We start from the raw sequence: 14,105 nt of genomic DNA on the forward strand, positions 1-14,105 counted from the left end.
GGGGTCCACTGGAGTACCACCGATGCTGAACCCTGCCGACGACACCTTTCTGAACACGCTTAAAGAGAAGCTGCCGGAACATCTGTTCAGGCCGCTCGCGCCTTCGTACCTGGAAGAGCCGCGCGGCCGTTATGTTGGGCAGGCAGGGGCGATCATCGCGCCTGAAAACACAGATCAGGTCGCCGAGGTCGTGCGGCTGTGCAACGAGGCGCGGGTGGGCATAGTGCCATATGCGGGTGGCACGGGGCTTGTTGGTGGTCAGCTTCAGCCAGATGGACCGGCGCCTGTCCTGCTGTCGCTGGAGCGGATGACGGCCGTGCGTGATGTCTTTCCGACCGAGAACGTGCTCGTCGTCGAAGCGGGCGCGATCCTCACGGACGTACAGGCCGCCGCAGAGGAAGTGGATCGGCTTTTCCCGCTGTCCTTGGCATCCGAAGGATCCGCGCGGATTGGCGGGCTGCTGTCCACCAATGCGGGCGGCGTGAACGTCTTGCGTTATGGCAATGCAAGAGAGCTGTGTCTGGGGATTGAGGCCGTTTTGCCGAACGGCGAGATCATGAACACCCTCACGCGCCTGCGTAAAGACAACACCGGCTACGACCTGCGCGATCTTCTGATCGGGGCAGAGGGGACGCTTGGTATCATCACCGCCGCCGCGTTGAAGCTGCACCCGCGTCCTGCGGGCGAAGGCACCGCCTTGTTGACAGTCAAGGATCCTACAGCGGCGCTGGCCCTGCTAGCCCTGACCGGCAAACATATGGCGGGCGGGGTCTCGGCCTTTGAACTGATGCACAGGCGCGCCTTTGAATTCTTCGAAGAGACGGATATCCCGATCACCTGCCCCTTTGACGAGACGCCAGAGTGGGTAGTCCTGCTAGAGATCGGCCTGCCCAAAGGTATCGACCCTCAATCCGCGCTGGAGGCTCTGTTCGAAGACGCGCTTGAGGCCGGGTTGGTCGATGACGGGATTGTCGCCCAGTCAGAGGCTCAGCGGCTTGCCTTCTGGGCCATGCGGGAAGAAATTCCTACGGCCAACCGTCGGATCGGTTCGATCTCGTCGCATGATATCTCGGTTCCGATCTCGTCGATTCCTGATTTCATCGAAGAAGGGGGAAAGCGACTTGCCGCTCTTGGACCGATTCGGGTGAATTGCTTTGGTCATCTGGGCGACGGCAACCTGCACTACAACGTTTTCCCACCTGAAGGTCGCGACCGCGCAGAGTTCGACGGCATCCGCGATCAGGTGAAGCGCATCGTGCATGACCTCGTGCACGAGATGTCAGGCTCTTGCAGCGCCGAGCACGGGATCGGGCGCCTGAAAGTTGGCGATCTCGAGCGTTATGGGGATCCGGCAAAGCTGAACATGATGCGTGCGATCAAAACCGCAGTTGATCCGCATGGCATCATGAACCCGGGCGCAGTTCTGCGCGCGGATTAAGAGGTTTTGCGAACGGTCGCGTCACCTGCCTGAAGCTCGCCCTCGGCCCGATCGAACCGCAGGTATGCGATCGCCTTGTCGCCCGAACGGCTGAGAAGGGTGCCAACAGGTTTGCCGTCACGCGTAATCTCTGTGCCGGTGTCAGCGGGGCCATCGACATCTACGGAAACCAGCCCTTTGCGCAGCTCGGTCTTGTGCTTCATGCGGGCGGTGACTTCTTGCCCGACGTAGCAGCCTTTCTTGAAGTCGACGCCTTTCAACCGTTCAAACCCGGTTTCAAGAATGAAAGTGTCGGGGGTCAGTTCGATCCCGGTTTCCGGAATGCAATTGGCCACACGCAGCGCTGTCCAGTCGGTGCCATCGTCACCCGACTGATCGCTATACAGGCGCCAGCCAAGGTCAGGGTGGCGAGGGTCTGCAAGGGCGCCGTCCGGCGCAGGGCCTGTGCCACGTGAAAGCGACAGGTCGCTTTCGGAGATTTGCACATCGGCGCGCAATTTGTACATGGAAAGGCGTTGCGCAAGCGTCGCGGCGACCTCTGTCGCGACGTCGATCACGATGTCATCTGCACGCACCAGCAGGAAAAAATCAGCGATGTATTTGCCTTGCGGTGTCAGCAGAGCAGCATAGGTCAGACTGCCTTCAGGGCCCGGACCGTTGGTGGTCAGGCCGGTCAGGAAATCAACGCGGTCCGCGCCGGTCAGTCGAAGAAGGGTGCGAGGTTTGTCCATGGCGTTCAAGCTAAGCGTCCTAGGCCGCTTTTCCACGTTTTTCTGCAAACGAGGCCGTCAGCGCGTCGCGGTCATAGCGGGTCTCGATCCACTCCCTGATCGGCATTGGCGCATCTTTTGTGTCGGCCTCATAGACATCCAGAAAGAGATCTAGAATCCCGGTTCTGGTGCTTTTCAGATGAAGGTACTTTCGGCTGAGTTGCTCGCGCGCCTTCGCAAGCGAAACCTTTTCCACATAAAGCATATAAAGGGCGGCGGCCAAGCCAGCCCGGTCTGCACCAGATTTGCAGTGCATCAGGAACGGTTTTTCGATCGTGTCAAAAATGTCCAGAAGGGCGATCAACTGCTTCGGCTTTGGCGCATTCCGAGCGGCCATTTCGACCCGCACCATTTTGATCCCCACAGCATCGCACATCTCTTTTTCGAGAAGATAGAAGCTGTTTGGTTTGTAGCCACGCAGATAAAGGATCGTCTCGATCCCCATTTCTTTATACCGTTTGACCCGCTTCGGAGACGGCTGGTTGGACCGCCAAACACCGGGAACGACCTGATACAGGTTGGTCCACCAGACGCGCAGAAATGCATGATCCATCAGTTGGGTGTGCCAAAAGGCAGCGCGGCGACCGGCTGGAGAGGAAATGTCCTTCCCAAAAGAATCGCGCAGCTCAGAGTCCCATTGCTTCAGGCGCGACTTCAGATAACCAAACATTTAGATTCCAACCAAAGACCAGTTCCGAGCGGTCTATCGGGAAAGCGCCTTGCAGACAAGCGAGCTCAGATAACGCTGCCTTTGCGTCGCGCCAGATGTTGAATGAATAGGTGGACCGGATAGCCAATCGCAAGCGCGGGAAGATATCCGTAAAGCGCCCAAGTGAACACCATGAAGCTGAGCAGATTGACATAGGCCATTACCAGAAATGGCTTCGTGTAATTCTCAACAGCACGGATTGGTCGCGTGGTCATGTCTCCTCCTGTTTTTCAGCTTAGCGCGAATTACCTGTCCGCCGAGTCACTTTTTCGTTCGGAACTGTTCCGGCGGCGGATTGCGGCTGCTGGCAAAGCCGCTAAGCTGCCGACAAAGTCAAAGAGGGCCACATGTCTGAACCATCCTATCTAGAAACCCCGTCTGGGCGCCGCATTGCCTATCACAAAACCGAAGGGGCAGGACCCGGCGTTGTATTCCTGGGCGGTTTCCGGTCCGACATGGAAGGGACCAAGGCCGTGTTTCTGGAAGACTGGGCGCGCCAACAGGGACGGGCATTCCTGCGGTTTGACTATTCGGGTCATGGCCAGTCGTCCGAAGAGTTTACCGACGGTTCCATTGGTGACTGGGCCGAGGATGCTCAGGCGGCTGTCTCGGCGTTGACAGAGGGTCCCCAGGTCTTTGTTGGGTCCTCGATGGGAGGGTGGATTTCGCTTTTGGTTGGACGGGAGCGGCCCGATCTTTTTGCGGGGTTCGTTGGCATCGCGGCCGCGCCGGATTTCACGGAAGACGGGTTTTGGGCGGATTTCAGTGAAGAACAACGGGCACAGCTAATCGAGGCAGGGCAGGTTGCTTTGCCCTCAGGGTATGATGAGGGCGATTACATCATCACGCGCCGATTGATCGAGGAAGGCCGTAACAGTCTTGTTCTGCGCACGCCGCTTTCCCTGCCGTGCTCCGTTCGTCTTCTACAAGGCACCGAGGACGAGGCCGTCACCACGGAAACCGCGTTGCGCCTTTTGGATCATTTGCAGGCCGACGATAGCCGTTTGACCCTTGTTAAGGGGGCTGACCATCGCTTTTCCGACCCGCAATGTCTGGACCTGATTGCCGACGCTGTTTTGGATGTTGGAAATAGCTGATCGGCAAAAGAAAACCGGCCCAAAAGGCCGGTTTTTGATTAGATCGAAATCAGGTGATCAGACTGTTTTCAGTCGTGCCACCTTGTTTTCGTTGCCGGGCGCGTTCTGGTCGATGAAGTCCAGAACCAGCGGGCGAATGTTGTTACGCCAGCTGCGGCCCGCAAAGATACCATAGTGGCCCGCGTTGGGCTCTAGGTGAGAGGCTTTCTTTTCGTCTGGCAGGCCGGTTAGCAAGTCTAGCGCGGCAACACATTGGCCCGGGGCCGAAATGTCGTCTTTCTCACCCTCGACGGTCTTCACCGCAACATTGGTGATCTTGGCAAGGTCAACAGGTTTGCCGTTCACGGTGAACTTATTCTGCGCGATTTCGAGGTTCTTGAAGACACGCTCGACAGTCGACAAGTAGAACTCCGCCGTCATGTCCATCACCGCGAGATATTCGTCGTAGAACCGATTGTGTTTGTCGTGATCACTGGCTTCGTGTTTGGCGACACGCAAGATCTGTTCGATAAAGGCCTTGGAGTGGCTTTCGGCGTTCATCGACATGAATGAGCTTAGCTGCATCAGCCCCGGATAGACCGAACGGCCGACGCCTGCGTATTTCAGGCCGACGCGCTGGATGACCATATGTTCCAACTGGCCCATGGTGACGCGGCGACCAAAGTCAGTCACTTCAGTGGCAGCGGCATCCGGATCGATCGGCCCGCCGATCAAGGTCAGGGTGCGCGGTTGTGCCGCGGGGTCTTCCTCGGCCAGATAAGCGGTGGCAGCCAAGGCCAGCGGAGCGGGCTGGCAAACCGCTACAACGTTGGTATCTGGGCCAAGATGGCGCATGAAATCAGCCAGATAGAGGACGTAATCCTCGATATCAAACTTACCCTCAGAAACCGGGATATCGCGGGCGTTGTGCCAGTCCGTGATAAAGACTTCACAATCCGGCAGTAAGCTTGCTACGGTCGAGCGCAGCAGCGTTGCGTAGTGGCCTGACATCGGCGCACAAAGCAGGACGCGACGCGGCTTTGCCTGACGGCCAAGGACTTTGAAATGCAAAAGATCGCCAAAAGGACGCTCGATCAGCGTTTCCACACTGACAACATGGTCTTTTCCGTCGCTGTCAGAAATGGCGGGGATGTTCCAGTCCGGCTTTGCAACCATACGGGAATATGTGCGTTCCGTAACCTCGCCCCACGCAGCGACAAGCTGGAAAAACGGGTTCGGAACCATGCCGGTAATCGGATACGACCCAAAGGCAAGCGCAGAGGCGCCGAGCCACTGATTGGTGTTGCGAACGTTCTCGGTCCAGTCGTAGATGGCCATTCGAAACATAAGTCGCTCCTTGTTATTTATCCGGGGCGGTCCCGAATTGGTCGTGTCGTATCTGCGTCTGCTCAGAGTCTCGACGATACGGGGGAAAGAGTAATATGACAATAAAAGAAGCTGCACCTGCAAAAGAATCTTCTGCACTGCAGAACAACCTCCAAAAGGTCGAACAGCTGTCCGAGCGACTGATAAAGGCGCTGTCGAATAAAAGCGTGGCGAATCCGGGTCTTCAGGGGCCGAATCCCGACCTGATGATCAAAGCTTCGACAGCCTATTGGCAGGATGCGGTGAACAACCCGTCCAAGATTTTCGAACATCAAGTGTCGTTCTGGAGCAAGTCTGTTCAGCATTTTATCGAGGCGCAAGAAGCGCTTGCAGGTGGCCAGTTCAAAGCGCCTGAGGACAAGACCCCGACCGATCGCCGCTTCTCGAACCCCCTGTGGCAGTCACACCCCTATTTCAACTTCGTGAAGCAGCAATACATGCTGTCCAGCGAAGCGATCGCGAACAGCGTGAAGGAAATCGAAGGTCTCAGCGACAAGGATCGGACGCGACTAGAGTATTTCTCGCAGCAGATCGTTGATCTGATGGCACCGACCAACTTCCTTGCCACCAACCCCGATGCGCTGGAGCGCGCGGTGGAAACCGAAGGGGAGTCTTTGGTTCGAGGGCTGGAGAACCTTGTCAGAGATATCGAAGCCAATGACGGCGAGCTTTTGGTCACGTTGGCCGACCGAGAAGCGTTCAAGGTCGGTGGCAATATCGCCACCACACCCGGGCAGGTCGTCTATCGCAACAGAATGCTTGAGCTGATCCAGTACACGCCCACCACCGAAAAGGTGCATGAGGTTCCGCTGATCATCTTCCCGCCTTGGATCAACAAGTTCTATGTGATGGACTTGAAAGAGCAAAACTCTCTGATCAAATGGCTCGTGGATCAGGGCTATACGCTTTTCGTGGTTTCCTGGGTCAATCCGGACCCCGATATGGCTGATGTCGGCGTCGATACCTATGTGAAGGAAGGATATATCGAGGCCATCGAGCAGGTGAAGGCAATCACCAAGCAGAAGCAGGTGAATGCGGTCGGCTATTGTATCGCCGGGACGACCCTGTCGCTGACCCTTGCGCTACTGCAGAAACTTGGTGACAAATCGATCAAGTCTGCGACGTTCTACACCACCCTGACAGATTTCTCGGATCAGGGAGAGTTCGAGGTTTTCCTTGGCGATGATTTCGTAGATGCCATTGAACAAGAGGTCGAGGCGAAGGGCTGTTTGCAGTCCTACATCATGTCGCGCACGTTCTCGTTCTTGCGCCCCAATGACCTGATCTATTCCCCCGCGATCCGCAGCTACATGATGGGCGAGGCGCCACCCGCCTTTGATCTTCTGTATTGGAATGGCGATTCAACCAATCTGCCGGCGCGCATGGCGATTGAATATCTGCGGGGGCTTTGTCAGGACAACAAGCTGGCAAAGGGTGAGTTCGAGATCGACGGGCATAAGCTATCCTTGAAGGATGTGAAAGTTCCGGTCTGCGCCATTGCGTGTGAGACAGATCACATCGCCGCGTGGAAGCCCTCGTTCAACGGGATCAGCCAGATGGGAAGTCGCAGCAAGACATTCATCCTGTCTGAAAGCGGGCATATCGCGGGGATCATCAATCCACCTTCGAAGAAGAAATACGGCCACTATACCAGCAAGGCTCCGATCAAAGATGCAGACGTCTGGCTGGCAGAAGGAACCTACAATGAAGGGTCCTGGTGGCCCACTTGGGATTCGTGGTTAAGCAAAAAATCTGGGAAAAAAGTGCCTGCACGGCAGCCGGGCGGGAAAAATCACCCCCCGATTTGCCCTGCTCCGGGCACCTATGTCCTTAAAAAATAAAAACTTTCCAAAATGTCATAAAAGTTTGTGCTGCAGTGCAGCAAAAAAAGCTTGAAATGCTGCGATGCGGCATGTATATCATTGTGCAGACGCAGAAAGACACGGCGCCTACATATACAGATGCCATATGCTTTTAAGGAGAGATACCATGGCTAACGCACAAGACTTCAACAAGCTGGTCCAAGACATGCTGGGTGCTTTCCCGGTGGACATGACTGCCGCACAAGACGCTTTCAAAACTCAGGCCGACCTGGGCGACAAACTGTCGAAAGTTGCTCTGGAAGCTGCTGAGAAATCCAGCGAGATTTCGTCCAAGTGGACCAAAGAAACCATCGCCAAGCTGGGCGACGTGACTTCGGCAAAAGCCGAGCCGACCGAATACACCAAAGCCGCAACCGACTTCGCTTCGGCTTCTGCTGAGCTGGCCGCCGAAAACCTGGCCGCTTTCGCTGAAGTTGCCAAGAAAGTTCAGATGGAAACCGTCGAACTGATGCTGGCTGCTGGCAAAGACTTCTCGGAAGACGCAACTGCTGCTGTCAAGAAAGCTACCGAAGAAGCGACCAAAGCTGCGAAGAAAGCAACCGCAGCTGCTAAGTAAGCGCGGACAGCGAATTCAGCCGGCACCTCCTCCCAGCCGGTGAATCGCGAGGGCGGGCCCTGATGGGCTCGCCCTTTCCTTTTTGCGAAACTGGGGATAAGCTTCTCTGCAGCGCAACAAAATGACTGGGAGGTCCCGTGGCTGAGGATGCAAAACCGCTGCTGATCAAGCGTTATGCCAGCCGGCGTTTGTACAATACTGAAACCAGCGACTACGTGACGCTGGAGGATATCGCAGGCTTCATCCATGATGGGCGCGAAGTACAGATTATCGATTTGAAAAGTGGGGACGACCTGACGCGGCAATACCTGCTTCAGATCATCGCCGAACATGAAAGCCGCGGCGAAAGCGTGCTTCCGGTAAATGTCCTGAACGATCTTGTCCGAAGCTATACCTCGCAGGCGCAAAGTGTCGTGCCCCAGTTCCTGGCGGCCAGCTTTGAAATGCTGCGCGAAAGCCAATCGAAGATGATGGAGAACTTCGGCCAGATGCCCAACCCGATGTCCGGTGTTCCGGGGTTCGAGGCGATGCAGAAACAGCAAGAGGCGTTTCTGAAAGCCATGACCGGCGGATGGGCCGGCGGGACGAAGCCCGAAGGCGAAGAGAGCGACGCCAGCGAGATCGACACGATCAAGGCACAGCTGTCCGAGCTTCAGGAAAAGCTGTCCAAGCTGAACAAGTGATCTAAACAGACGGGCGCCGATTGAGGCGCCCGATTTGTGTCTGCCGGTCGGATAGCCAACGCGCCCTGCAGACCCTAGCGTTCCTTGGAAAACACGAGGATTTCATGGCCCACGCAACTGGACGCCTTACATTTTGGGGGATCGAGGTTTTCCTGGCGACGGCAGAGGAAGGCGCGATTTCTGCTGCGGCACGGCGGTTGGGCACCAGCCCCTCTGTGGTCAGCCAGCAATTGACCTCGCTTGAGGCGGATCTGGATGTCGAGCTTCTGGATCGGTCAAAGCGCCCCATCGCGCTGACCGCTGCCGGAGAACTGTTTCGCAAGCGGGCTCAGACCATCTTCACCGAGGCGCAAAGTGCGCGGGCAGAAGTTTCTTCGCGCGATCTAGCGCGTTTGTCCCATTTCCATCTGGGCATGATCGAGGACTTTGATTCCGACGTGACGCCCCGATTGCTGGCCGACATGGCAGACGATCTGAAAGACTGTCATTTCTTACTGGAAACCGGGGCCAGCCATTACCTGTTCGATCAGCTGGAGGGGCGGGCGCTTGATATGGTTGCCTGTGCCGAGATTGGCCCGGTACCCGATTGGGCAGAGGTGACGCCGCTTCTGGAAGAGCCATTTATTGCCGCTGCGCCAAAGGGGCAGGTGTCGGACCCGAAGGCTTTGCTTGACCTGCCATTGATCCAATACACGCATCGCCACCATATGGGGCGTCAGATCGGGACCCATCTGCAAGAGCAAGGCGTTAGCCTGTCTCATCGGTTCGAGCTGGACAGCTATCACGCGATCATGGCGATGGTGGCGGCGGGTAGCGGCTGGACCATCCTGACCCCGCTTGGCTACCACAGGGCTTGGCGCTTTCGAGATATGGCCGAGATCTTCCCGCTGCCCTTCGCCCCCATGTCGCGCCGTATTTCGCTGATCTCGCGTAAGGGAAAGTTGGAGGACATGCCCGAACGCGTGGCGGATCGCTTGCGCGGCCTGCTTCAAGAGGCCGTTGTCGAACCAGCCATCAAGCAGACCCCGTGGCTGGCCGACACGTTTAAAGTGCTTTGAGTCTTAAGACCCGACAGCCTGCTTCAGATCTTTGACCTCAGCAGCGGCCTCGATTAACGCATTCGCGATATAGTCGAGCTCGGGGCGCTTTAGTCGGACGGGTAGTCGCACGTCACAAGCTCGCATCAACATCTCGCGCGTTTGCGGCAACGGACCCTGATCGCCAATGAATTGCCAGTTCCAGAAGGCACGCGCATTGTCATCAGACAGGCCAAAAACCTGTACCGAGATGCCGCGCTTCTTGGCGGCGTCTTGAAAGGCTTTTGCCTCTCCGTCTGTCTCGAAGCCCACAAGATTGAATTGGATCGAATCCGGCGCCCGGTCTTCCGGTGCCAGCGGAGGCGGTACGTCCAGCCATGCAGAGCTGTTCAATTGATCGGCCACGTAGTCATGGTTCGCCAGACCGTCGCGAACCCTGCGGGCGAGCTCGTTCAGTTGGGGGCGGATAATTGCAGCCGAGATATTCGACAGTCGGGTGTTATACAGCGGCAGTTTGTTCTGCCAGAAAGCAAAGCGGTCAGTGACCATCTTGTGCTTCTTCCAATTATGCTCGTAGGCGCCGGACATAATGATCGCACGGGCGATGATGTCTTCATCATCGGTAATCAGGATACCGCCCTCGCCAGCGTTCAGCATCTTGTAGGATTGGAACGAGAAGCAGCCGATCTTCCCGATTGTTCCAATGTTCTGACCATGCCACTTGGTGCCGAGCGAATGGGCCGCGTCTTCGATAACGGGGATGCCGCGTGCCTCTGCCAGCTTCATGATCGCGTCCATGTCAGAGGTGTGGCCGCGCATGTGGCTGATCATGATAGCGCTGATCGTATCATCCAGTTTGGCCTCGAAGTCGGCCATGTCGATCCGATAGTTTGTGCCGACCTCAACCAAGACCGGCTCACAGTCTGCATGCACGATGGAGGATGGAACAGCCGCGAAGGTGAAGGCAGGGATCAGGACACGCGCGCCGCGCGGAAGGCCCAGAGCCTTGAGCGACAGGAAGAGCGCGGCGGAACACGACGCAACGGCCAGCGCGTATTTCGCGCCCAGCAATTCGGCGAACTCTTGCTCTAGCAGGGTAACCGGCGCGTCTTCGGCTGCGGTATAGCGAAACAGGTCACCTGATTGCAGCAAGCGGTCGATCTCGGCGCGGGCGGCTTCTGGAATCGGCTCTGCGTCATAGACGTTCGGTGCTTCGGTCATGGTTTCGCCTTTTTTGAAATCATATTTCTGAAAATTTAACAGGCGAGCGCGCAATCACAAACGTAAAAAAGCCGCCTAGGGCGGATGACGGGTCTAATTCGTTGCGGAAATGTCGGCCTTAGCCCGCGTCCTCGACACGTTTGCGGGCAAGGTTGCTGTCACGGTCATTCACACCCAGCAAATTGGACAGAAGGCGCAGCAGGGAATCTTCCTCATGATCGCGCACCCCGTCGGCCAGAACGACGGCCCAAAGCGCCTCGATCACGGCAATCCGGTCCTCATAGGCGACTGCGTCCTTGATCGCGCGGGTGAACCGAACAGTATCCGGTGCTTCGGATTCCAGTTGTTCAGCCCGGCTGCGCAGGGCGCTGGCCTCGAACGGGCTAAGGCCATGCCTGCTGGCCAAGATACGATCAATCCGATCAATCTCGCATTGGGCATAGTCACCGTCAGAACGCGCAATCCGCACCATAAGCGCAGCAAGCGCCAGTTGCGCATCGTCGCCTTCCAGCGGGGCGGGATTTGGCTGAACCAGTTGTCTTAGAAATTCACCGAACATCCGCTTGATATAGGATGTCGGTACAGCGCCGCCAATGGCAGATTAGGTCGAAAGCTCATCCAATTTAGAGCGCAAATCCTCTGGGTCCACGCCGAGGGTGCTGCAGGACAGTTCAAACACTTCATGTTCCTGTTCCCGCTCAACTCCATCGGCCATGATCACCTTCCACATGGCGACAACAATCGCAGCGCGGTCGTCATAAGGGATGACAGATTTCACGGTTTCTGAGAAATCGGTGCATTCAGGGGATTGGGCTTCGACCTTCTCGGCCTGCGCGCGAATCTTGGCAGCTGCAATAATTGACAGGTCATAGCGTTCGGCTAAAACCTCGTCGATTTTCACGATCTCTTCGAAAGCATAGTGATGATCTGATTTGGCGATCCGCACCAGCAAAGTCGCCAATGCCAGTCGTGCGTCGTCAGCAGGCAGTGTGTCGGAATGGGCGCCCTTCAGTCGGGCCAGAAGCGTTTCAAACATGGAAAAAGCTAACCGCCCCGAAGGGCGGTCCAGCAAGCATTTGAATAAAGGTCGGCGCGATTCCATTCAGGGATGCGGCATTTCCGCATCCCTTGAAGGTCAAACGAGGCGAGAGTTCTCTTTCGCGGCCCGAACGAAGTCCGCAAACAGCGGGTGCGGCGCGAAGGGTTTGGACTTCAGTTCCGGGTGGAACTGAACGCCAATGAACCACGGGTGGTCTTTCCATTCGACAATCTCGGGCAGGCGTCCATCAGGCGACATGCCAGAGAAGTTCAGCCCACAGCCTTCCAGCTTTTCGCGGTACTTGATGTCGACCTCATAGCGGTGACGGTGACGTTCCTCGATCTGGGTGGTGTCGTAGATCTGTGCGACCTTAGAGCCGTCTTTCAAGTTGGCGTTGTAAGCGCCAAGACGCATGGTGCCGCCTTTGTCATCACCCACTTTGCGCTGAACCTTGGCGTTGCCCTGCACCCATTCTTTCAGGTGATAGACAACGGGTTCAAAGCGTTTTTTGCCAGCTTCGTGGTCGAACTCTTCCGAACCTGCCTCGGTCAAACCCGCTACGTTCCGCGCGGCCTCGATCACGGCCATTTGCATGCCAAGGCAGATGCCCAAATAGGGTACATTCCGCTCGCGCGCGAACTGGGCCGCTTTGATTTTGCCTTCGGTCCCGCGCTCGCCGAAGCCGCCGGGTACAAGGATCGCATCATAGCCTTCCAGATGGGGGGCTGCGTCTTCTTTGTCGAAAACCTCGGCGTCGACCCATTCGACGTTGACCTTAACGCGGTTGGCCATGCCACCGTGGGTCAGCGCTTCTTTGATCGATTTATAGGCGTCTTCCAGCTGCGTGTACTTGCCGACAATGGCAACTTTCACTTCACCATCGGTGTTGTGAATGCGGTCGGCCACGTCGTTCCAAACCGACAGATCGGGTTTTGGTGCGGGCGAGATATCGAACGCATCCAGAACCGCCTGATCCAGACCTTCACGGTGATAGGCCAGCGGGGCCTCGTAGATCGAGTTCAGGTCATAGGCCGCAACCACGGCCTCTTTGCGGACGTTACAGAACAGGGCGATCTTCTCGCGCTCTTTCTCTGGGATCGGCTGTTCAGAGCGGCAGACCAGAATGTCGGGCGCGATCCCGATCGACTGCAGTTCCTTGACCGAGTGCTGGGTCGGCTTGGTCTTCAGCTCGCCCGAGGCCGCCAGATAGGGCAGCAGGGTCAGGTGCATGAATATGCACTGGCCACGGGGCTTGTCGTGGCTGAACTGGCGGATGGCTTCAAAGAAGGGCAGGCCTTCGATGTCGCCAACGGTGCCACCGATTTCACACAGCATGAAGTCGACTTCGTCGTCGCCGATGTCGATGAATTCTTTGATCTGGTTGGTGACGTGGGGCACGACCTGAATCGTTTTACCCAGATAATCACCGCGACGTTCCTTTTCCAAAACGTCGGAATAGATGCGGCCCGAAGAGACCGAGTCGGTCATTCGTGCCGGAACACCGGTGAAACGTTCATAGTGACCAAGGTCGAGGTCGGTCTCTGCGCCGTCGTCGGTTACGAAGACCTCGCCATGTTCAAAGGGTGACATGGTGCCGGGGTCCACGTTCAGATACGGATCCAGCTTGCGAAGACGGACTGAAAAGCCGCGTGCCTGCAGCAATGCGCCCAGTGCCGCCGAGGCAAGACCCTTACCCAAGGAAGAAACAACACCGCCTGTAATGAAAATGTACCGCGCCATCTGGCTGGGATCCCCCGTGATTGTCTTTTGGAGTGCTCGAAAACGACGAGATTCGCCGCAGCATCACGGGATTTAACTAATAACGGATTCGCCCCCGATCCGCAATACGACCGCAAGATGCTGGGGCGGTTTTCCCGCCCTAGTCTTCATTTAGTAGTTTGTTGGTCTTATTCCGCTCGCGGAGGCAGAGCAGGTGCATCACCCAGTGCTGGCGGCAGAAGGTTGTCGCCAAGGCCGTCAGGTGCGGTCTCTTCTACCGCAGGCGCATCTACGCCCAGGCGGTCAAGAACAGAGTTCCCGTCAGAGTTCCGCGCCGCGATTACGGTCAGCACGATCGAGGTGCAGATAAACGCGATGGCAAAGAACCAAGTCAGCTTGCCCAGTGCCGTTGCTGCGGCACGACCACTGACAACGCCACCGCCGCCGCCGCCCATGCCAAGGCCACCGCCTTCGGAACGCTGCAGCAGCACCACGCCAATCAGGCATAGTGCAAGGATCAGGTGTACGATGAGGATGACGTTTTCCATGGGACCCGGACGGTTATCTTAAGATGGGCGGTATGTAGGC

At 56.9% G+C, this 14,105-nt stretch carries 15 protein-coding genes; 6 read left to right on the forward strand and 9 right to left on the reverse strand.

All coding sequences use genetic code 11. The features are described from left to right. The first annotated feature begins 22 nt into the window (after positions 1–22). Positions 23–1,438, forward strand: a complete 1,416-nt coding sequence (locus CLM58_RS05955; RefSeq protein ID WP_095595018.1) for an FAD-binding oxidoreductase — start codon at positions 23–25, stop codon at positions 1,436–1,438. Here the strand turns inward: CLM58_RS05955 and ygfZ are convergent. From ygfZ to CLM58_RS16985, 3 genes are all read right to left on the reverse strand, one after another. Continuing rightward, positions 1,435–2,169 carry a CAF17-like 4Fe-4S cluster assembly/insertion protein YgfZ gene (gene ygfZ / locus CLM58_RS05960; RefSeq protein WP_095595019.1) on the reverse strand — a complete coding sequence of 245 codons (735 nt, stop codon included), beginning with the start codon at positions 2,167–2,169 and terminating at the stop codon, positions 1,435–1,437. The genes CLM58_RS05955 and ygfZ overlap by 4 nt on opposite strands. Positions 2,170–2,188: 19 nt before the next feature. Beyond that, positions 2,189–2,761: a fused DSP-PTPase phosphatase/NAD kinase-like protein gene (locus tag CLM58_RS05965; protein ID WP_233133004.1), complete on the reverse strand. Its 573-nt coding sequence runs from the start codon at positions 2,759–2,761 to the stop codon at positions 2,189–2,191. Positions 2,762–2,943: 182 nt separating this feature from the next. Beyond that, a complete protein-coding gene (locus CLM58_RS16985) occupies positions 2,944–3,132 on the reverse strand; it encodes a hypothetical protein (RefSeq protein ID WP_143226529.1) in 189 nt (62 codons plus the stop codon). Positions 3,133–3,264: 132 nt separating this feature from the next. On the opposite strand from CLM58_RS16985, the gene CLM58_RS05970 reads away from it, so the two are divergent. Beyond that, positions 3,265–4,014, forward strand: coding sequence for an alpha/beta hydrolase (locus CLM58_RS05970; RefSeq protein ID WP_095595021.1), 750 nt, complete (start codon positions 3,265–3,267; stop codon positions 4,012–4,014). 57 nt (positions 4,015–4,071) lie between these two features. On the opposite strand, the gene phaZ is transcribed toward CLM58_RS05970, so the two are convergent. Next, entirely contained in the window at positions 4,072–5,340 is a 1,269-nt protein-coding gene (phaZ, locus tag CLM58_RS05975) for a polyhydroxyalkanoate depolymerase (protein WP_095595022.1), read from the reverse strand. Between the two features lie 95 nt (positions 5,341–5,435). On the opposite strand from phaZ, the gene phaC reads away from it, so the two are divergent. The 4 genes from phaC to CLM58_RS05995 all read left to right on the forward strand — a co-directional run bounded on the left by phaC (position 5,436) and on the right by CLM58_RS05995 (position 9,559). Beyond that, on the forward strand, positions 5,436–7,220 hold the full coding sequence (gene phaC / locus CLM58_RS05980) for a class I poly(R)-hydroxyalkanoic acid synthase (protein WP_095595023.1): 1,785 nt from the start codon (positions 5,436–5,438) through the stop codon (positions 7,218–7,220). 148 nt (positions 7,221–7,368) lie between these two features. Next, a complete protein-coding gene (locus CLM58_RS05985) occupies positions 7,369–7,818 on the forward strand; it encodes a phasin family protein (protein ID WP_095595024.1) in 450 nt (149 codons plus the stop codon). A gap of 137 nt (positions 7,819–7,955) precedes the next feature. Next, entirely contained in the window at positions 7,956–8,501 is a 546-nt protein-coding gene (phaR, locus tag CLM58_RS05990; protein ID WP_095595025.1) for a polyhydroxyalkanoate synthesis repressor PhaR, read from the forward strand. 104 nt (positions 8,502–8,605) lie between these two features. Continuing rightward, complete coding sequence (locus CLM58_RS05995; protein ID WP_095595026.1) at positions 8,606–9,559, forward strand: LysR family transcriptional regulator; 954 nt, start codon at positions 8,606–8,608, stop codon at positions 9,557–9,559. 3 nt (positions 9,560–9,562) lie between these two features. Here CLM58_RS05995 and CLM58_RS06000 read toward each other — a convergent pair whose 3' ends face one another. The 5 genes from CLM58_RS06000 to secG form a co-directional block, all read right to left on the reverse strand. Continuing rightward, entirely contained in the window at positions 9,563–10,759 is a 1,197-nt protein-coding gene (locus CLM58_RS06000) for a DegT/DnrJ/EryC1/StrS family aminotransferase (RefSeq protein ID WP_095595217.1), read from the reverse strand. A gap of 118 nt (positions 10,760–10,877) precedes the next feature. Further along, entirely contained in the window at positions 10,878–11,318 is a 441-nt protein-coding gene (locus tag CLM58_RS06005) for a tellurite resistance TerB family protein (RefSeq protein ID WP_095595027.1), read from the reverse strand. A gap of 42 nt (positions 11,319–11,360) precedes the next feature. Continuing rightward, positions 11,361–11,795, reverse strand: a complete 435-nt coding sequence (locus tag CLM58_RS06010; protein WP_158221862.1) for a tellurite resistance TerB family protein — start codon at positions 11,793–11,795, stop codon at positions 11,361–11,363. Positions 11,796–11,894: 99 nt separating this feature from the next. After that, positions 11,895–13,538, reverse strand: coding sequence for a CTP synthase (locus CLM58_RS06015; RefSeq protein WP_095595029.1), 1,644 nt, complete (start codon positions 13,536–13,538; stop codon positions 11,895–11,897). 167 nt (positions 13,539–13,705) lie between these two features. After that, positions 13,706–14,065 (reverse strand): preprotein translocase subunit SecG, encoded by a 360-nt coding sequence (gene secG / locus CLM58_RS06020; protein WP_095595030.1) that lies wholly within the window; start codon positions 14,063–14,065, stop codon positions 13,706–13,708. Positions 14,066–14,105: the final 40 nt, after the last annotated feature.

Source organism: Actibacterium pelagium, from assembly GCF_002285415.1.
Taxonomy (GTDB): domain Bacteria; phylum Pseudomonadota; class Alphaproteobacteria; order Rhodobacterales; family Rhodobacteraceae; genus Actibacterium_B; species Actibacterium_B pelagium.